General features: G+C 36.7%; 15 protein-coding genes and 1 pseudogene. 11 read left to right on the top strand and 5 right to left on the bottom strand.

What is annotated here, in order from left to right:
- Positions 1 to 110: pseudogene (locus FTV17_RS12500) on the top strand (IS5/IS1182 family transposase); the annotation flags it as partial.
- A 129-nt stretch (positions 111 to 239) separates the two neighbouring features.
- The gene (gene guaA / locus FTV17_RS12495) at positions 240 to 1,808 is read left to right on the top strand and encodes a glutamine-hydrolyzing GMP synthase (RefSeq protein ID WP_092767916.1); all 1,569 of its coding nucleotides are present in this window, start codon (positions 240 to 242) and stop codon (positions 1,806 to 1,808) included.
- A gap of 111 nt (positions 1,809 to 1,919) precedes the next feature.
- Here the strand turns inward: guaA and FTV17_RS15555 are convergent, their stop codons facing one another.
- Positions 1,920 to 2,363: an AAA family ATPase gene (locus FTV17_RS15555; RefSeq protein ID WP_257219944.1), complete on the bottom strand. Its 444-nt coding sequence runs from the start codon at positions 2,361 to 2,363 to the stop codon at positions 1,920 to 1,922.
- Positions 2,364 to 2,416: 53 nt separating this feature from the next.
- Entirely contained in the window at positions 2,417 to 4,360 is a 1,944-nt protein-coding gene (locus FTV17_RS12490) for an AAA family ATPase (protein ID WP_257219943.1), read from the bottom strand.
- Between the two features lie 225 nt (positions 4,361 to 4,585).
- Between FTV17_RS12490 and FTV17_RS12485 the strand changes: the two genes are divergently transcribed.
- The 4 genes from FTV17_RS12485 to FTV17_RS12470 all read left to right on the top strand — a co-directional run bounded on the left by FTV17_RS12485 (position 4,586) and on the right by FTV17_RS12470 (position 7,348).
- Positions 4,586 to 5,536: a pirin family protein gene (locus FTV17_RS12485; protein WP_179999972.1), complete on the top strand. Its 951-nt coding sequence runs from the start codon at positions 4,586 to 4,588 to the stop codon at positions 5,534 to 5,536.
- A gap of 22 nt (positions 5,537 to 5,558) precedes the next feature.
- Complete coding sequence (locus FTV17_RS12480) at positions 5,559 to 5,957, top strand: OsmC family protein (RefSeq protein WP_179999970.1); 399 nt, start codon at positions 5,559 to 5,561, stop codon at positions 5,955 to 5,957.
- A 136-nt stretch (positions 5,958 to 6,093) separates the two neighbouring features.
- Positions 6,094 to 6,735, top strand: a complete 642-nt coding sequence (locus FTV17_RS12475; protein ID WP_179999968.1) for a glutathione S-transferase family protein — start codon at positions 6,094 to 6,096, stop codon at positions 6,733 to 6,735.
- A gap of 1 nt (position 6,736) precedes the next feature.
- Positions 6,737 to 7,348 (top strand): alpha/beta fold hydrolase, encoded by a 612-nt coding sequence (locus FTV17_RS12470; protein ID WP_218945384.1) that lies wholly within the window; start codon positions 6,737 to 6,739, stop codon positions 7,346 to 7,348.
- 47 nt (positions 7,349 to 7,395) lie between these two features.
- Here FTV17_RS12470 and FTV17_RS12465 read toward each other — a convergent pair whose 3' ends face one another.
- From FTV17_RS12465 to FTV17_RS12455, 3 genes are all read right to left on the bottom strand, one after another.
- Positions 7,396 to 8,004 (bottom strand): SPOR domain-containing protein, encoded by a 609-nt coding sequence (locus FTV17_RS12465; RefSeq protein ID WP_179999966.1) that lies wholly within the window; start codon positions 8,002 to 8,004, stop codon positions 7,396 to 7,398.
- A gap of 132 nt (positions 8,005 to 8,136) precedes the next feature.
- Positions 8,137 to 9,927 (bottom strand): arginine--tRNA ligase, encoded by a 1,791-nt coding sequence (gene argS, locus FTV17_RS12460; RefSeq protein WP_179999965.1) that lies wholly within the window; start codon positions 9,925 to 9,927, stop codon positions 8,137 to 8,139.
- A 269-nt stretch (positions 9,928 to 10,196) separates the two neighbouring features.
- A complete protein-coding gene (locus FTV17_RS12455; RefSeq protein ID WP_179999963.1) occupies positions 10,197 to 10,799 on the bottom strand; it encodes a hypothetical protein in 603 nt (200 codons plus the stop codon).
- Positions 10,800 to 11,096: 297 nt separating this feature from the next.
- Here FTV17_RS12455 and FTV17_RS12450 point away from each other — a divergent pair, with 297 nt between their 5' ends.
- The 5 genes from FTV17_RS12450 to FTV17_RS12430 all read left to right on the top strand — a co-directional run bounded on the left by FTV17_RS12450 (position 11,097) and on the right by FTV17_RS12430 (position 18,578).
- Positions 11,097 to 12,797 (top strand): NAD-dependent malic enzyme, encoded by a 1,701-nt coding sequence (locus FTV17_RS12450; RefSeq protein WP_179999978.1) that lies wholly within the window; start codon positions 11,097 to 11,099, stop codon positions 12,795 to 12,797.
- A gap of 152 nt (positions 12,798 to 12,949) precedes the next feature.
- Complete coding sequence (locus tag FTV17_RS12445; protein WP_179999961.1) at positions 12,950 to 15,568, top strand: type VI secretion system Vgr family protein; 2,619 nt, start codon at positions 12,950 to 12,952, stop codon at positions 15,566 to 15,568.
- A complete protein-coding gene (locus FTV17_RS12440) occupies positions 15,569 to 16,474 on the top strand; it encodes a DUF4123 domain-containing protein (RefSeq protein WP_179999959.1) in 906 nt (301 codons plus the stop codon).
- Positions 16,475 to 16,496: 22 nt separating this feature from the next.
- Positions 16,497 to 16,913 carry a hypothetical protein gene (locus FTV17_RS12435; RefSeq protein ID WP_179999957.1) on the top strand — a complete coding sequence of 139 codons (417 nt, stop codon included), beginning with the start codon at positions 16,497 to 16,499 and terminating at the stop codon, positions 16,911 to 16,913.
- A 12-nt stretch (positions 16,914 to 16,925) separates the two neighbouring features.
- Positions 16,926 to 18,578 carry a DUF2235 domain-containing protein gene (locus FTV17_RS12430; RefSeq protein ID WP_179999955.1) on the top strand — a complete coding sequence of 551 codons (1,653 nt, stop codon included), beginning with the start codon at positions 16,926 to 16,928 and terminating at the stop codon, positions 18,576 to 18,578.
- Positions 18,579 to 18,642: the final 64 nt, after the last annotated feature.

Genomic DNA, 18,642 nt, shown 5'->3' with positions numbered 1-18,642 from the left:
TGAAGACCTTCAAAATCCTTGCTGAGCGATATCGCAACCGTGGCAAAAGATTGGGATTAAGATTCAGTTTAATCGCAGGGATTTATAATTTAGAACTGAGTAAAAAATGATTTATGAAAGAACCCTAATATTTAATAATAATGTATTGAAATATAGAGAGATTTGAATAGTGTGCGTAAGCTTAATAAAAATGATAGAATAGCGCGCTAATCCTTCGTTAGCCTTTCATAGTTGTTATCATGACTACCAATACTCAAATTACCGAAGATCGTATCCTGATTTTGGATTTCGGCTCTCAATATAGCCAATTGATCGCACGTCGTGTACGTGAATCAGGCGTATATTCTGAAATGTATGCTTTTGATATGTCGGAAGAGGACATCCGCGCATTTAATCCAAAAGGGATTATTCTTTCAGGTGGTCCTGAGAGTGTTCACGTTGAAGGCAGCCCACGTGCGCCAGAAGTTGTGTTTAACTTAGGCGTACCAGTATTGGGTATTTGTTACGGTTTACAAACGATGTCTGCTCAGTTGGGCGGTAAAGTTGAACCGGGTACAGTTCATGAGTTTGGCTATGCTGAAGTCGATATTAAAGTACGTGATGCTTTAATTGGCGATCTTGAAGATTCAGCAGACAAATTGAAAGTATGGATGAGTCATGGCGATAAAGTGACTCAAATTCCAGAAGGTTTCCAAATTACTGCAAGTACACCAAGTTGCCCAGTGGCAATGGTGTCTGACGAATCTCGTCGTTTCTACGGTATCCAGTTCCACCCTGAAGTAACCCATACTGCTAAAGGTAAAGAGTTACTTGAGAACTTTGTACAAAAGATCTGTGGTTGCCGTAGCCTATGGAACTCTGAAAACATCATTGATTTACGTGTTGAACAATTACGTGAACAGATTGGTGATCAGAAGGTTCTTCTTGGTCTTTCAGGTGGTGTAGATTCATCTGTTGTGGCTGCATTGCTTCACAAAGCAATTGGCGATCAATTGACATGTGTATTCGTTGACAATGGTCTTCTTCGTTTAAATGAAGGGGATCAAGTGATGGAAATGTTTGCGAAAAACATGGGTATCCGCGTGATTCGTGCTGATGCTGAACAACGTTTCCTTGACGCTTTGGCAGGTGAAGTTGATCCTGAAGCAAAACGTAAAATCATTGGTCGTGAGTTCATCGAAGTATTTGCTGAAGAAGCACGTAAGCTTGATGGCGTAAACTTCCTTGCGCAAGGTACGATTTATCCTGATGTGATTGAATCTGCTGCAAGCAAACAAGGTAAAGCGCATGTGATTAAATCACACCATAACGTGGGTGGTTTACCCGAAGATCTCGCTTTTGAATTGGTTGAGCCAATTCGTGATTTATTTAAAGATGAAGTACGTCGTTTGGGTACAACTTTAGGTTTACCATTTGAGATGCTTTATCGTCATCCATTCCCAGGACCAGGTCTTGGTGTTCGTATTTTGGGTGAAGTGAAGAAAGAGTATGCTGATATTCTTCGTTTAGCCGATGACATCTTCATGCAAGAACTTCGTGCAAGTGGTTGGTATGATAAAACTGCACAAGCATTCGCTGTATTCCAACCTGTGAAATCTGTGGGTGTAGTCGGTGATGGTCGTCGTTATGCATGGGTGATTGCACTTCGTGCGGTTGAAACGGTTGACTTTATGACGGCTCGTTTCGCACATCTTCCTTATGATCTTGTTGATAAAATCTCTACTCGTATCATGAACGAGATTGCAGAAGTTTCACGTGTTGTTTATGACGTATCGTCTAAACCACCTGCTACGATTGAATGGGAGTAATTTAGGGCTTTCAAGAAACAACGTTTCTTGCCTAAATTACGCCAAGAGCTATGCTCGCGGCAGTACTTGAAAAGGTACATCCAATAAAAAAGGACGCTTAGGCGTCCTTTTTTATGCCGCTTCAGTTTGAGGAGAGCTCAATGGATCATTAGCTATATCTATATTAATACTCTCTAATAAAGCTGCATATTGTTGTGTATCTTCTTTTACTTTTTGAATAATTACTTTAGCGACCCGATGCATTTCAGGTACATCCATGAGTGACATACCTCGTTCTAGAACACCAGCACAATGAGAATATTCATTATTGACTCGACCAATAAATAATCTATAAATCTCATCATTCCAAAAAACTTTGAGTCTTTCATCTTCATGTTTGAAGTAGTTAGGAAACTTAAAGAAAGAATATATTTCTATGAACTTTCTCGCATTATTGCTGAAATTGTAGAATATAGAATGATTGTCATCATTCAGAATATTTGTACTAGCACATGTATAAATTTGCTTAAATAAGTAATTGAATTCTGTTGAATATTCACTCAAGTATTTAGGCATCTGACTAATTCTAGAAAAGTCTTCCTCTCTAGAAATAAGAAATTTGTTAACTTCTAACTTTTTTGTTTTTTATTTCTTATGACTTGAACATTTAATCTTTTTAAATATTTAAGGAAATCAAGATTATGTGTGCTAATAAATAATTGTGCGTATTTGCCTTGTAAACAAATTTTGTCATTAATTAAGCTGTAAATAAAGAAAATATGATTACTATCTAAGCTACAAATTGGGTCATCTATCCAAATAATTGGTTGTTCACCACTGTTTAAAGACTCTTGGACTTTTGCTAAGAAATAACAAAAAGAAATTAAGCTACATTCACCTTCACTTAAATTGTGAGCTTTAGTTTTAATTCCATTCTTAAGTCGTTGTATTTCAAATTTGATCTGCTTGCCATTATTGGTATCGACCTCAATAGGCTGTAAACTTAGTGATGAATGTCCAAATTCATGATTTAGAAGCTCTTTAATACGTTCACAGGCTTTATCTTCAGATTTTAATTTAGCTTTCTCAGCTTCAATATCTGACAGAATGGCATCCTTTCGAGTTCTTAGTGTTTTTAGCTCAGTTTCTAAAGGTGCAATAGCTTGGAAAGCCTGTTCTATATCAGCGGTCGATTGGGAGTAATTATTAAGCTGTAAGAAATCATAAATATGGTTTAAACGTAATGCATTTTTAGCTTCAATTTGTAAAGAAGAAAGTTGATCATTTTTCTGTATGCATTCTGTTCTAATCTGAGAAACTCTTTCGAGGATAGTGGTGATTTCTGTAGAGTAGTTTTCAGGAAGTTCAATTAAAAACTCTGAAAATAGTTTTTTATCTTTATCCTCTAATGCTTTTTTGAGTAGCTCGATAGATGCTTTTTGTTTGGCAAAAGCATTTTGCAGATTCGTTTGAAGTTGAGAAAGTTCAGGATGGTATTGTCTGTAATAGGTCGTTATATCAAAACTGATATTTAATTGACGATCACTTAATAAATTATTGAGAGATTTTATTTCGTCAGCAATTCTATTACGGAGCTTATCTGTTTCTTCATCAAAATGATTGGCTAACTCTTTGCGTCTTTCAATACTAATTTCATTATTACAGAAAGCGCAAGTTGTACGATCATTATGTAGTGGATGTCCTGTTTGTACCCATGAATTTAGAGAGGGATTATTTTTTAATTCATCAATTTTATCTGAGCTACCAACAACTGATTTCAGTATGTCATTTGTTGAAGTAATGATAGATTGAAAATTTAAATTATAAGTAGCAAGAATAGAGGGATTAGCCAGTTCACGTTGGAGGATAGTAGTTTCAAACGATTCTATTTGTGATAGAGTTAACTGTTGATAGTTATTACTTAATACATAAGAAATATCTGCTTCTAAATTTCGCCTATCGTAGCGAATCTCACCGAAACGTTCGTGATTATCTTTAATTGAATCTGAGCCACGAGTTGCTTTATCTGAAAGTAATCTATCTAGATGACGTTTCTTTGATTCATGATTGGTTTGAGCATCTCGTAGAGCATGGTTTTTATTTTGTATCTCTAGATATATACCAGATTTACTGTTTTCTTCATTTGATCCTAACTCATCTTGTAGTGTTTGAATGCGGGCGAAAATTTGTTGGTTGTCACCACCTAAAGTCACTGAAAATGATTCAATATTTTCATCTTCGTTATGAATAAACTTTAAATTTTCTTTTACGAAGTCTGAGTTATAAACGTGAATTGGATGCTGAAAATTCTGTAAGGTCTCTTGGGTGATCTCAGTATCATTAGAAAGCTTAATTTTAAAATCAGGGTTATCATATTTGAGCGGAAGTGCTTTCTTTTCAAGGCTTCTAATTATCTTGGAAAGACTCGTTTTTCCAGAATAGTTGCGTCCATAAAAGATATTGATATCTTTAAAGTCATAAGTTTGACTATTTTCAAGACTTAAATTTTCATCCCAATTGAAATCTTTAAAAATGGAAAAGTTTCTAATTTCTGAAATTTTTTTAATTTTCATAAAAGTACCCCAAAAAGCATTTTAAAAATTATAAGTATCTATTTTATAAAGTATTTTCTATAATAGTTAAAGGCAAAATTAATAATTAATAATTTTGATTTCTACAAAACTCTAATTGTCCTACTCATAGTATTCAGCGTATTAAGTCTAATGTGGCTCAATTTGCATGACCTTGTTAATATCTATAACAAAGATAGCCATTTGCCAAACTTTTAGGATAACAACATGACCAATAATACTTATACCGAATTGTCTCATTCAGAAGACTGTGAAAAATACGCCAACCAATTTATTCAGGAATTTCCACTGCGCCGTGCTGAAATTGGTCAAGGGACAGTGATTAAACGCGCCTTACCAAGTCGCCATAAGCGTATGATTGGCGCATGGTGCTTCTTAGATCATGCAGGTCCTGTGACATTTGAAGCTGGACAAGGTCTAGATGTTGGACCACATCCACACATTGGTCTACAAACCTTTACTTGGATGATTGAAGGGACCATGTTGCATAGCGACAGCTTAGGGACAACAGATCAGCTCATTCAGCCAAGGCAAGTTAACCTCATGACAGCAGGTCGAGGTATTTCACATACAGAAGTCGCGCCAGCGAATGAAACAAAAATGCATGCTGCCCAACTCTGGATTGCATTGCCTGATGACAAACTTACCATCGATCCAGCTTTTAATCACTATCCTGAATTACCCGTGGTTAATCAGTCAGGTATCGAATTTACGGTATTGGTCGGTGAGTATCTAAATACAGTATCACCAGTCAAAGTACATACTGAGCTTTTAGGTGTTGATTTATTTGCGCAAGCAGCCACTAAAGCACGTTTACCTTTAAATCCAAAGTTTGAATATGGATTTATGGCGCTTGAAGGTACAGCAACCATCAATGGTCATCATTTAGATGAAGACAATATGGTAATTTTAGAGCCAGGGCTAGAATATGTGGAAGTAGAGATCCATGACAATAGTCGTGTACTGCTTTTGGGCGGTGAGCCATTTGAGTCACCAATTTTATTATGGTGGAATTTCGTTGGACGTACGCAAGAAGAAATCAAAATTGCACGTGATCAATGGATAGCAGAAGATCCTCGTTTTGGGTCAATTCCATCATACCAAGGCGAGCGTTTGAAAGCTCCGATATTGCCTGATAGCATGCGTCCATCTAAATAATCAGACAAAGAAGGAAAATAAAATGGCAACAATCGCAAATGCAAAGGTCACCACACTACCTGAAAAATGGGGTGGTGAGATTCAATCTGGTCAGCACACATTTCTCACCGATAAACCTGAATCATTCCAAGGCTTAGATCGTGGGCCTGCACCGTATGATTTTATTTGTTCAGGATTAATTTCCTGCACAATGATCACATTACGGATGTATGCAGAGCATAAAGGACTGGATTTAGGCGAATTTAGTGTTGAGGCAGATTTTAAAGCCAATAAAGAAGGGCAGGAATGGATTGAGCGTCGTTTAAGTTTTAAAACTAACTTGGATGAAGCACTACAAGAAAAAGTTTTAAATGTGTGCCAAAAAACACCCGTCACTAAAACATTGCTCAGAAGCGTCGAAATTAAAACAACAATTGTTTAAATATAGACAACTTAATAGGCATCAACATTCTGTATTTTTGTAATTTACAGCTAAAAAGAAGACATTTTGTGTAAAGCAGGATGTCTTTTTTTTATTCAAAATGGCTATATAGAGAGAAATAAAATTAGGTGGTCTTATGCTGACATTACATCATTTAGAAAAATCACGTTCTTCAAGAATTATTTGGGCGCTAGAAGAGTTGGGTGCTGAATACCAAATTCAACATTATAAAAGATTGCCAACTTACGCCGCTCCACCAGAATTGAAGAAGGTTCATCCTTTAGGGAAATCACCAGTGATTACTGATGATAATTTAGTGATCGCAGAATCTGCGGTGATTTTAGACTATCTGGCAGATCGCTATGATACCCAGCATCAATTTAAACCCCAGTCACAGCCTGACTTAACACAATATCAGTATTGGATGCATTACGCTGAAGGCTCATTAATGCCACTTTTAGTGATGACCTTAGTTCTCTCGTTTGTACCTCCTAAAGTACCTTTTGTGATTCGACCAATTGCCAATAAAATTATTGATGGGGTGACTGATGGATTTATACAACCGCGTCTCGCTGAACATATTCAATTTTTAGAACAGCATTTGGCGCAACATGAATTTTTTATATCTCAGTTTTCATTTGCAGATATCCAAATGAGTTTTCCCTTGATCGCGATGGATGAGCGCTTAAATGGAAAATATCCGAACATTCATGCATATGTAAAACGCATAAAACAAAGACCTGCTTATCAGCGAGCGGTCATCAAGGGTGGTGATTAAGATGGCGGATCAGGCAGTGAAATTAATCTTCCTGCCCGGAGCATCTGGCAGTACTGCATTTTGGAAACCTGTTCAATCACATTTTGAATCTGAGTACGACACACACATCATTGCTTATCCCAGTTTTGGTGAATATCCTGATCATCCACATGTAAATTCAATGTCAGATTTGCAAGATTATGTATTTGATCATCTTCAACACCCAAGTATTCTGATCGCTCAATCTATGGGTGGGGTCATTGCTGTTCAAGCAGCATTGAAGTATCCAAAATTGATTCAAGGTTTGGTGTTGGTCGCTACGTCAGGTGGCGTTGATTTAACACCTTTTCATGTTAAAGATTGGCGTGCAGAATATCAAAATGAATATGAAGTGCCGCACTGGTTTATTGATGATCAAACCAAATTAGATGAACGGCTTGCTGAAATTGAATGTCCTGTACTATTAATCTGGGGCGGAGATGATGACATTAGTCCTGTCGCAGTAGGTGAGTATTTAAATCACGCTTTTCAGTATTCAGAGCTGAAAGTGATCCCGAACGGACAACATGATTTAGCTAAAGTTTATGCACTAGAGTGTATTTCTTTTATTCAGCGCTACTTAGCAAAATTTTAGGTTTGCTCTACACTAAAAAAGGATGCTAATCGCATCCTTTTTTATGATTATCGTTTTACAACGATTGAATCAATACCGCTGTGTTGTAGGGTTTGCTGAGCGATAACAGCTGCTTCTTGAGAGTCATAAGGTCCAGAGACAACACGATACCAAGTTTGTCCGCCTTCTGTGGTTTTAATGACATCTGCAGATAAGCCGTTGAGAATAATTTCAGCACGACGTGCATCAGCACTGTCTGGATCTGGATAACTTCTGACTTGTAAAAGGTAGCTACTCGCCACGGGTTGAGGTTCTGCATTTTCAATCAGTTCACCCTCGGTTGTTGTAGCATCAGTAACCACAGGTGCTTCCACGATGACAGGTGCGGTGTTCACTTGCTGATTTTCAGGTACAGCTTGATCGGGGATTGGAGTCACTTGTTGTTGAGGTAACAAGTCGTAGAAGCGATAATCTTTATTCGTATCTTCTTGATAATGTTCAGATTGAATATCATTGCTTTTTGGTTGGACTGGCGCCCACGGTTTCCATAGCATTAAGGCTACGGCAAAACTCAGTACAATTAAAATCAGAACAAGCATACCTAACCATTTTGGTATTAATGGTTGTTTAGGTTTGTTAGGTCTTTCTGATACACCACGCTGCGTTTTTCCAAACACTTGGAAACCTCTCTTATTTTAAGATCATGCAATGGAAAATTGGATTACCATCACATGGGATTTTTATCTCATTTTTTTCAATAATAAAAGTCTAAAGAGGTGAATCTTTTAAAAAGATTCACCTTCGATGACTTACATGCTTTCAGGTGCAGAAACGCCTAAAAGCTCTAAACCATTTTTCAAGACTTGACGAACATTTACCGATAACAATAAACGTGCTTGGGTCAGATCAGCATCATCACCGAGTACTTTATTTTCGTTGTACCAACCATGGAACAATGCTGCAAGTTCTTTTAAGTAGTTACCTACTTGATGCGGTTCATGGCTGTTTGCAGCACGTGCAATAATTTCAGGGTAGGCTGCAAGTTTTGCTAAGATTTCAGTTTCAGCTTCTAATTCAAGCTTTGCGGCAAAACCACGCGCAGTGGTCGCATCGAAGTTGATGTTCAAGCTGCTTGCTTTTTCTAGCATACGACAAATACGTGCATGAGCATATTGAATGTAATACACCGCATTGTCTTTACTTTGAGAAACCGCGAGATCTAGATCAAAGTCGATGTGCTGTTCAGACTTACGCATGACATAGTAGAAGCGAGCAGCGTCGTTGCCGACTTCTTTACGTAGATCACGCAATGTGACAAATTGACCTGAACGAGATGACATTTGAACCATCTCACCACTGCGCCATAGGCTGACGAATTGTACTAATAACACAGTCAGTTTTTTCGAGTCATATCCCATCGCATCAATCGCCGCTTTTACACGTGCGATATAACCGTGGTGGTCTGAACCCCAAATATCAATAATGTCAGTATAACCACGCTGAAGTTTATTCAGATGGTAAGCAATGTCAGACGCGAAGTAAGTGGTTTGACCATTACGACGTTTTACAACACGGTCTTTTTCGTCACCAAATTCTGTTGATTTGAACCAAATGTTGCCATCTTTCTCATAGAGGAAGCCGCGTTGATCAAGTGTTTGTAATGCTTCTTCAATTTTTTCAGTCAAAGATGCTTCGCTGAACCATTGGTTGAAAGTCACACCAAATTCACCAAGATCATCTTTGATATCATCAAGAATTGCTTTTAACGCAGCTTGATGAAAAACGCGATAACCTTCACCAATTAATGTCTGCGAGTTAAAAATTAGACCATCAATATGTTTTTCTTTATCGCCAGAAATTACAACCTTGTTGCCTTCGGCATCAAGTTCTTCAGCATATTGCACATCTTCTGGCACATCTTTATAAACATCAGCTACAGGGCGAACATATACATCGCCGTCTTGATCAATAATGCTTTGTGCAATTTCTTTAACGTAATCGCCTTGGTAAGCATTTTTAGGGAATACTAATGTTTGACCAGTTAACTCAAGGTAACGTAGGTAAGTAGACGTCGCTAAAATGTCCATTTGACGACCAGCGTCATTTACATAGTATTCACGATCCACTGTAGCACCAGTTGCTTCAAGTAAATTCGCAACCGTCATGCCATATGCTGCGCCACGACCGTGACCCACATGTAAGCTTGATGTCGGGTTCGCAGAGACAAACTCAACTTGGATTTTTTTCGTAGCATTCACTTGCGTACGACCAAAATCATTAGCTTGTGCCTGAATAGCATCAAGAACAGCAAAACGTTGGTCTGCATTCAAGAAAAAGTTGATAAAACCAGGACCAGCGATTTCCGCTTTACTGATATCCGCAACTTCTGGCAGTGCAGCAAGAATTTTTTCTGCTAAATCACGAGGCTTCATACCTGCAGCTTTAGACGCGATCATTGCGATATTTGAAGCGAAGTCACCATGGCTTCGGTCTTTGGTTCGCGTTAAGTTTCCGCTGTTGTTAAAGTCAGATGGGAGGACCCCTTCAGCTTGAAGAGATTGCACTGCATGATCGAGAGCTGCTTGTATTGCCGTATTCATAATTTATCGAAAAATTAATGTCGCAGAAAAACGACAAATATAGCAAATTTAGCGCTCATTAGCGAAGTAGATTTGCGTTGATTAAAACTTATCCGACATAAAAAATAATAAAAACAGTTTTTTTAATCACTATGCGCTATTTGCAGAATTAACGATGATGAAATTAATCTTTTACATCTAATGCATATCGATGATTGAATTGAGCCTGATTGTCTTTATCTCATTTAATGTGAATTTAAATAGAAATCAGGCAATTTTATGATTCGAAATTAAGCCATACACGTGACAGGCTTATTCAGTAATTCTGCTTTACCATTTTGGAAAGTGTATAACTTAGATGCATGGAAGATTTTAATGGTTTTTGCCTTTTGAGCAGCAGTTTGAAATATCGCTAAATTTTTTTGATTCGCCAAACTAAAAGGATTTCCGTAATTCTTATTGTCAAGTAGTACTTGGATCGTTCCAACTTCAGGCTGAAGACTATTTAAAATTTCTGATCCTTCCGCATTTTGTATGCTGAGACTTGGTTTTTGGACACTATTCTTACAATTTAAACGCAGGAACAGCATATGACCATCAACTGCTTTGTTTTGTAAGTCATAAATTCCTTGAAGGTCATTTTCGATATATACCCACTGACCAATCGGCATATTTTGTTTAAGTTTCTCAATTTGCTCGAGTGTGGTTTTACTAATATCGACAATGCCTTTTTTATCAATTTCAGGGGTTTTATCAGCGCGTGCTAAGCCCACCATTGAAAGTGCTTTATCACCGACCTTTGAGGTCGTGTCAGTGATGGTTTGGCAACCCGTTACATTTAGCAGTGAAATAATAGTTAATGGCAAAATGGCAATTTTAGCTGTAATTTTCATGTGGGTATAATAATGAAGTAAAAATACGGTTGAATCCGATATTAGCTGAATCTTTCAGATTAGTTTGCAAAAAAAAGTTAATAAACATGAATAATACATTTGAAATGTGACAGTTTTATCTAATTTTCTATCAATAGAATGATGGATTGAAGTTATAAAATTTAAAAATACTGCCAATATTATTATCAATTTTATAAATATACATTTGTCTTCATTTCGGCTTAAGCTATTTCTTAAATAAATGGTAAAAATGAAATGAAAAGGGTCTGAATTTAGGCCTGATCCATGAGATTAGAGATGACAACTGAGCACACTGAAGTAAAACACCCTCTTTATACCCCTTATGCTGGCTTTACTTTGCTTGAACTACCTCTCCTTAATAAAGGCTCTGCGTTCACTGAGGAGGAGCGAGCAAGTTTTAATCTCAATGGTTTGCTGCCTCATGTGATTGAAACGATTGAAGAGCAACACCAACGTTCATATCAACAATTTACGTCATTTCATGACGACATTAATAAGCATATTTATCTGAGAAATATACAAGACACCAATGAGACTTTGTTTTATCACCTCATAGAAAATCATTTATCAGAAATGATGCCGATTATTTATACCCCAACGGTAGGTGAGGCTTGTCAACGATTTTCTGATATTTACCGCCGTCATCGTGGTGTATTTATTTCATATCCTGATCGTGCCAACATTGACGATATTTTACAAAATGTGAATAAGAACAACGTCAAAGTCATTGTAATCACAGATGGTGAACGCATTCTTGGTTTAGGTGACCAAGGGATTGGTGGGATGGGAATCCCAATCGGAAAATTATCTCTCTATACCGCATGTGGTGGTATTAGCCCAGCTTATACACTACCTATTACATTGGATGTAGGAACCAATAATGCACAGTTGCTAAATGATCCAATTTATTTAGGTTGGAATCAGCCCCGTATTAGTGGCGATGAATACTATGACTTTGTGGATGACGTACTTCGTGCGATTAAACGTCGTTGGCCAAAAGCTTTGATTCAATTTGAAGATTTTGCTCAAAAAAATGCAATGCCATTGCTGGAAAAATATCGTGATCAATATTGTTGTTTTAATGATGATATTCAAGGCACTGCTGCTGTTGCGGTTGGCAGCTTAATCGCAGCAAGTCGAGCTGCAGGAAAACAATTACGTGACCAGAAAGTGGCATTCTTGGGTGCTGGTTCAGCGGGCTGTGGTATCGCTGAGCAAATTATTGCGCAAATGGTGGCTGAAGGTTTGAGTGATGCTGAGGCAAGATCACGAATTTATATGGTCGATCGTTTTGGGTTGTTGACCGATAATCAACCAAACCTTCTGGATTTTCAGCGTAAACTGGTTCAAAGTTCAGAAAATGTATCCGCGTGGGCTGATGCGGAAGGCATCATTTCATTGCTAGATGTTGTAAAAAATGCACACCCGACTGTGTTGATTGGTGTCTCTGGACAACCGGGTTTGTTCACTGAAGAAATTATTCGAACTATGGCATACAATTGCGAGCATCCTATTGTATTGCCATTGTCAAATCCAACGTCACGTGTAGAAGCTGTACCAGCAGATATTATTCAGTGGACGGACGGTCGCGCTTTGATTGCAACTGGTAGTCCATTTATGCCAGTTAATTATCAAGATAAGCTACACAATATTTCTCAGTGTAATAACTCTTATATTTTCCCAGGGATTGGCTTAGGGGTGATTGCTGTGCAGGCAACACGTGTTACAGACAATATGCTAATGGCATCAAGTATGGCATTAGCAGATTGCTCTCCAAAATTGCAGAACCCTGACGACGACTTACTTCCTGATCTCAATGATTTGCAGAAAGTATCCCGAATCATCGCGTTTAAGGTTGCAAAAGCGGCGATTGAGGATGGTGTTGCTTTGCCATTGAGTGATGAGCTGATCGAAAAAAGTATTGAAGATAATTTCTGGAAACCGGAATATCGCCGCTATAAGCGAATTCCATTTTAAAAAACTTGAATTTTCAATATAAATTCATTGGAAATAAGTAGGAATCAATGCGTTGGTTCCTATTTTTTTAGAATAATTACAATATTTAAAAGCAAGAGTGTGCGGAATACGCTACAATTTTCAAAAATCATAATAATAGCTTTAATCATTCTATGCTCAATAATATCAATTCAATTATAGAAGGCTTGGGTCTGAGCTCGCAAAAGCGCGCTTTACATATTAAATTTTCTAATCCTATATTAGATAGCCAAGTTTTCATTCAACGAATTCAGGGTCAGCACTTTATTAATCAAGGCTTAAATGCTGAAGTATTATGCTTATCGACGAATGCGCATTTACAACTTAAGCAATTCATTGGTTGTTTAGTGGCTGTCGATCAAGTTACGGATCTTGGAAAATTAGCTCGGACTAGTGGGATCGTGACAGGGGTGAGCCAAGGTCAAAGTGATGGAGCGTTGACCTTATATAAGCTGACCGTTGAGGATGCAACCTCACTTTGGCACAAACGCCGCAACAGCCGCGTATTTATGAACAAATCCGTAGTTGATATCACTGAGATTATTTTTAAAGAGTGGCAGACGAAAAGCGTGTTATTTAGTGCCGCTTTGAGTCTGTCAACGGCGGGTTTAAAAGCATCATATGATATACGTCCATTTGTGATGCAAGCCAACGAATCAGACTATGATTTTCTAACACGCTTATGGCGGAGTGAAGGCATTAATTGGTTGATTGATGAGACAGATCAAACTGTGCCATTCTCAGCGAAAGAAATTCAATCACAAAAATTAAGGCTAATAGATGAAAATAGCCAGTATGAGCCTTTAGATCGACGCACGCTCAGATTCCATCGCAGTCATGCAACAGAGCGTTTTGATACGATTACCAGTTTTATTGCTCAACGCTCAATACAATCTACAGCAATTCAGGTGCAACGTTGGCAGGGAGATATACTTGCGCAAGATCAAGATGATTATCAACTCAGTGCTCATCAACATAGTGACCAGTTGGACAATGAAACGTTAAGTCTAGAACAAGCATGGACTGTGAGTCCTGCTTGGATTGCTGATTTAAAAGGTGAAGATCAAGCCACCCTATCAAATAACTCACAACTGCAAAAACTGAATACACAACTCAATCAATACCAAGATTTGCAAGCTAAATACTTTACTGCGGTGAGTAGCGTTCGAGATGCCAATGTTGGGTATTGGTTTGAATTTATGGGTCATCCAGAAATAGATCAACATCAAGGGGCAGATCGCCAATTTATTATTTTAGGAAAACATTTTTTTAATCAAAATAATTTACCGAAAGATTTAAATAATCAGATTGAAACATTAATTGATTTAAGTCGTTGGAAAAAGACAAAAACAGATGAGCGTTTATCTACAGAACTGAGTTTAGTGCGCCGAGCTATACCTATTGTTCCAGAATATGATCCATTGAAACATCGTCCAGTTGCTTATCCTCAACGGGCAAAAGTGGTTGGACCTGAAGGTGAAACGATTTATGTGGATCAATGGGGGCGTATTAAGGTTCGCTTCGTATTTACACGTAATGATGACCATCAACATGATGGTGGTGCAGGGTCGAATGATAATGATACAGACTCTGCATGGGTTGATGTTTTAACTTCTTGGGCTGGGGAGGGGTACGGATCAAGATTCCATCCACGTATAGGTGAAATTGTAGTCATTGACTTCTTTGATGGAAATGTTGATCGACCTTTCGTTGTTGGGCGTTTACATGAAGCAGAACGTCATCAAACCATGTTTGATGTTAAGGGGCAGTTACCCGATACAAAAAAACTCAGTGGGATTCGCACGGCAGAAGTTGGTGGTTCTGGATTTAACCAACTCCGATTTGATGATACGACAGGACAAATTAGTACTCAGTTGCAAAGTAGTCATGGAAGTAGTCAGTTAAATTTAGGCAATTTAAGCCATCCTAAAGATAAAGAAATTAGTGATGGAAGAGGTGCTGGATTCGAATTAAGGAGCGATCTAGCTGGTGCGATAAGGAGTAAAGGACTTTATATTTCTACTTATGAACAATCGAAAGCAGAAAAAACTCAACTAGAAACCAGAGAAGCAATTGATCAGTTTTCTGAGAGTTTATTGGACATGCAAACACTTTCCGAGTATGCGGAAAAACAGAAAGCTGAGCCTGCAGATATGCTTCAAAATATTGAAAATTATATTAAAAAAATAGAAGATCAATGGCTTGAACTAAATGCAATGAAAGACGCTTTTATGCTGATAGCTTCTCCTGAAAGTATTGGAATTCTTGCAGGTCAAAATATTCACTTAAATGCTCTAGATAGTTTTACCATTGGTAGTGGTAAATCAATAAACTTGAGTAGTAGTGAAAATCTAATTTTAAATGCAAAAAAGAAGGCTAGTTTATTTGTTGGGCAAGATGATTTAAAAGTTTACACAGCGAAAGGTAAAATGGATGTTCAAGTTCAAGATAATGCAATGGATTTATCTTCACGATTGGACTTAACAATTACTTCTTCTGAAGGAAAAGTAGAAATAAATAGCCCTAATGAAATTGTCTTAAAAGCTAAAAATAGTGCCATTAAAATTGATAGTGATGGTGTGACTATCATTACTCCTCAAAAATTTACAGCAAAAGCAAGTCAACATGTATTCACAATGGGTGCATCTTTAACACCTAAATTACCAATTTTTCCAAATAATATTTGTTGGGAGTGTCTTGCACGGAGAGCATCTCAAAGAGGGGCATTTGTAAATAAAGGAGATGGAATGTAAATGTTAGATACCCAAATAAGTACTCTATTTAAAACATTTGAAAAGTACCCTTTAAAACAGGTAGGCCTAAATGTATATGCGCTTGCAGATGCTGCGCAAGATAAAAAATTTTTAACTAGCTTGAATCATCTAAGAACAAAATGTTTGTTGAAGGAGGCTAGTGGTGAAAAAGCAAAAGAAATTTCTCCTCACTTAATCGCATTACCTAAAGATTTCGAAAGTATAGAGTGGAACTGGATTTCAAAATATATTTCAGGTACGCCTAAAATGACAATTATTGTTTGTAAACTCACTTTTGATGAGTTGTATGATCATTTGCGAAAATTTCTAGAGGTTAAATTTCAAGATGGTTTAGAAATGATTTTGGCTTTTTGGGATCCATTAATATTAGCTACTTTAATTGGGAATAAAAAAGACAAAAGTTTGTATGTCACTGGCCCTGTGCTTGATGATGAGCAATCATCGATATTTTTAGGACCTGTTCAAAGTTGGTGGTATTGGGATAGATTAGGAAAATTACAGGTGTTATTTGGCTCGAATAAATTTTCAGAAAACTATGAGAAAAAAAATATTCAACCCTTAAATTTTACTGTTCAGCAGGAGGATTTAATGGTTGAGGCGACTTTTCCTGATAATATTATCTACTATCTAAAATTAAATAACTCTTTTTTGGTAAAAGATATTCCTGATCTTGAGTTATACAAATTTGTCACTGCTTCAATTCCAGAGGCAAGATTATATGAGTTGAATGGTACAAGAGATATATTAAATTTTATTTGCTTAAAATTAATTTATGGAAATGAATACTCTAATATTCCAAAAGTTAATGAGGTGCTAGATCTATTAAAAAACAAAAAAATAGATATGGATGAAGCAATGAAACTATTGGTTGTAAAATCTAGTTAATATATATGCTTAGGAGTAAATAATGAAAATTTTAAAAATAATAATTTTACCTGTAACAATGGCATTAAGCGCTATAGGATGTGTTAGCGCACAGTCAACCTACACTATGGCTACTACATCATTTAATTATAGTCCTCATTATTCAGATTATATGTTGAAACTAAATGGTGAGGAAATTGGAGGGGGATTTGGCAAAGCAATTTCTACAAATAAGGTTTATGTTGGTAAGCAAGATCTTGTTTGGGGTGAAACTAATAGTAAGAAATTGCACTCATCAACTAATGCAATTTTTTTAAATCATAATGATTTGAAAAATAAAAAATATCTCGCTGCTCATATATATCCAGATGATACAGTCGAAATAACTACATCTAATAATTTGCCAACACCGACTGAAAAAGGGTTAAAGTGGTTAAAAAAATTAAAAAATAATAATTAAGTGAGGTTGTAAATGTCTGAAATAAATCGTGTTATTGAGACTAATGGCGATGTTCCTAATAATGAACCAACCGCCAAACAAGACTGTAGTGATGTAGTGCATATTTCAGTTTTTTTTGATGGAACGGGAAATAATAAAGACAAGGATGATGATAAGAAAAAATGGTCTAATCCAGCGCGTCTATGGAGAAATGCTCGTACATTTATTGATACCCAAAAAGGTGATAGTTCTAATTATGCGATCTATGCATCTGGTGTTGGTACACGTTTTAATGCTGAGTTAAATTTTTTTCAGCGTGCTGTTTCAGTACTTCAAGATCATTTAGGTTTAGGTGCGGGTTTGGGGTTAGGAGGGACTAGGCGTTTAGACTATAGTGAAGAACAATTAAATGATACTTTAAAGCAAGTAATGATTTTTAATGCACAAAAAGCAGAAATTGATGTCACTAGATATGTGAATGATAAGAAAGATTATAGCTTTGCAGAGGTAGCAAAAAGCTTAGATCAACATAGATTAATAAAAAAAATTAATATCTCAACTTTTGGGTTTTCTCGAGGCGCAGCTTTAGCGAGAGCATTCACGAATCAATTTATGTGGCAGTGCGAATCCACTTGTGATGGTCTTACTTATGGAACTGGTAAATATCCTATTGAATTTAAATTTATGGGCATATTTGATACTGTAGCCTCTTTTGGATTACCTGCGGCAAACTTAAATAATAATGTTACTTTTAAAGGTCGTGATATGGTGATTGATGAGCGCGTAAAAATGTGTGTTCATCATATAGCAGGTAATGAATTGCGTTTTGCATTTCCTGTTGATTTAATTCATAAGAAAAATGGTGAAATATCTAATCCGAATTGGAAAGAGTTAGTTTACCCTGGTATGCACTCTGATGTGGGCGGAGGATATACACCTGGAAGTCAAAATGTAAATGATAACTACGCTAGAATTCCCTTAAGAGACATGCTTCAAGAAGCTACAAACGCTGGCGTTAGGATGTTTAGTTATGATGAGTTAAAGAAGGATCATAGTCAACTTTTTGAACAGCAATTTGAGATTAAAGAAGAAACTCAAAGATTATATAATGCTGTAAAAAATAAAATATCTACTAGTGGAGCTATCGAAGAACAAATCATTTCATCAATGAAAGTTTATTATAGTGCTTATGGTACTTTAGCAAGGAGTAATGTTGATTCGGTTAGTCAAAATGCGAGGGAGGGTTTAGGTAAACGAGTAAAAGATACTTTGATGTTCTGGAGTCCTCGTGATATGGCTACAGAAATGAGTAGGCTACAAGCATTAAAAAAAGGTACTGGTATATTTAAAGTAACCTCACCTGTAGCTGAAAGCTACGAATACCTTATAAATATGGAAAATTGGATTCTAGAAAGTTGGGAGGAGCCTGCTCATCAAGATATAACAAAGTTTTATTCTGACTTTGTTCATGATTCTAAATATGGTTTTTTATTTAATGCTGAGCCTTTTAGTTATTTTAGACAAAGGACTATTTATGAATCACGTAGAAGTCAGCAAGGCGAAGAAATTGATAAAAATCTAACTGAACAAAAAGCTATATGTGAAATTCAATCCAATGAAGTATCTCAGGAAGAATTAATTGATTCATATGAGTCTGTTGTAACTGAAAATCATGAAATAGCATAATTCACAGTTAAATATTTATAAAAAATCTCACTATTAAAGATAGGTGTTATAAGTAAATATATTT

It is taken from the genome of Acinetobacter sp. YH12239, from assembly GCF_013417635.1.
GTDB lineage: Bacteria > Pseudomonadota > Gammaproteobacteria > Pseudomonadales > Moraxellaceae > Acinetobacter.
This window is presented reverse-complemented; position numbering and strand designations above follow the sequence as displayed.

Coding starts and splice junctions, on each gene's coding strand:
- guaA (WP_092767916.1), top strand. CDS start 240: ATGACTACCAATACTCAAATTACCGAAGATCGTATCCTGATTTTGGAT.
- FTV17_RS15555 (WP_257219944.1), bottom strand. CDS start 2,363: ATGCCTAAATACTTGAGTGAATATTCAACAGAATTCAATTACTTATTT.
- FTV17_RS12490 (WP_257219943.1), bottom strand. CDS start 4,360: ATGAAAATTAAAAAAATTTCAGAAATTAGAAACTTTTCCATTTTTAAA.
- FTV17_RS12485 (WP_179999972.1), top strand. CDS start 4,586: ATGACCAATAATACTTATACCGAATTGTCTCATTCAGAAGACTGTGAA.
- FTV17_RS12480 (WP_179999970.1), top strand. CDS start 5,559: ATGGCAACAATCGCAAATGCAAAGGTCACCACACTACCTGAAAAATGG.
- FTV17_RS12475 (WP_179999968.1), top strand. CDS start 6,094: ATGCTGACATTACATCATTTAGAAAAATCACGTTCTTCAAGAATTATT.
- FTV17_RS12470 (WP_218945384.1), top strand. CDS start 6,737: ATGGCGGATCAGGCAGTGAAATTAATCTTCCTGCCCGGAGCATCTGGC.
- argS (WP_179999965.1), bottom strand. CDS start 9,927: ATGAATACGGCAATACAAGCAGCTCTCGATCATGCAGTGCAATCTCTT.
- FTV17_RS12455 (WP_179999963.1), bottom strand. CDS start 10,799: ATGAAAATTACAGCTAAAATTGCCATTTTGCCATTAACTATTATTTCA.
- FTV17_RS12450 (WP_179999978.1), top strand. CDS start 11,097: ATGACAACTGAGCACACTGAAGTAAAACACCCTCTTTATACCCCTTAT.
- FTV17_RS12445 (WP_179999961.1), top strand. CDS start 12,950: ATGCTCAATAATATCAATTCAATTATAGAAGGCTTGGGTCTGAGCTCG.
- FTV17_RS12440 (WP_179999959.1), top strand. CDS start 15,569: ATGTTAGATACCCAAATAAGTACTCTATTTAAAACATTTGAAAAGTAC.
- FTV17_RS12435 (WP_179999957.1), top strand. CDS start 16,497: ATGAAAATTTTAAAAATAATAATTTTACCTGTAACAATGGCATTAAGC.
- FTV17_RS12430 (WP_179999955.1), top strand. CDS start 16,926: ATGTCTGAAATAAATCGTGTTATTGAGACTAATGGCGATGTTCCTAAT.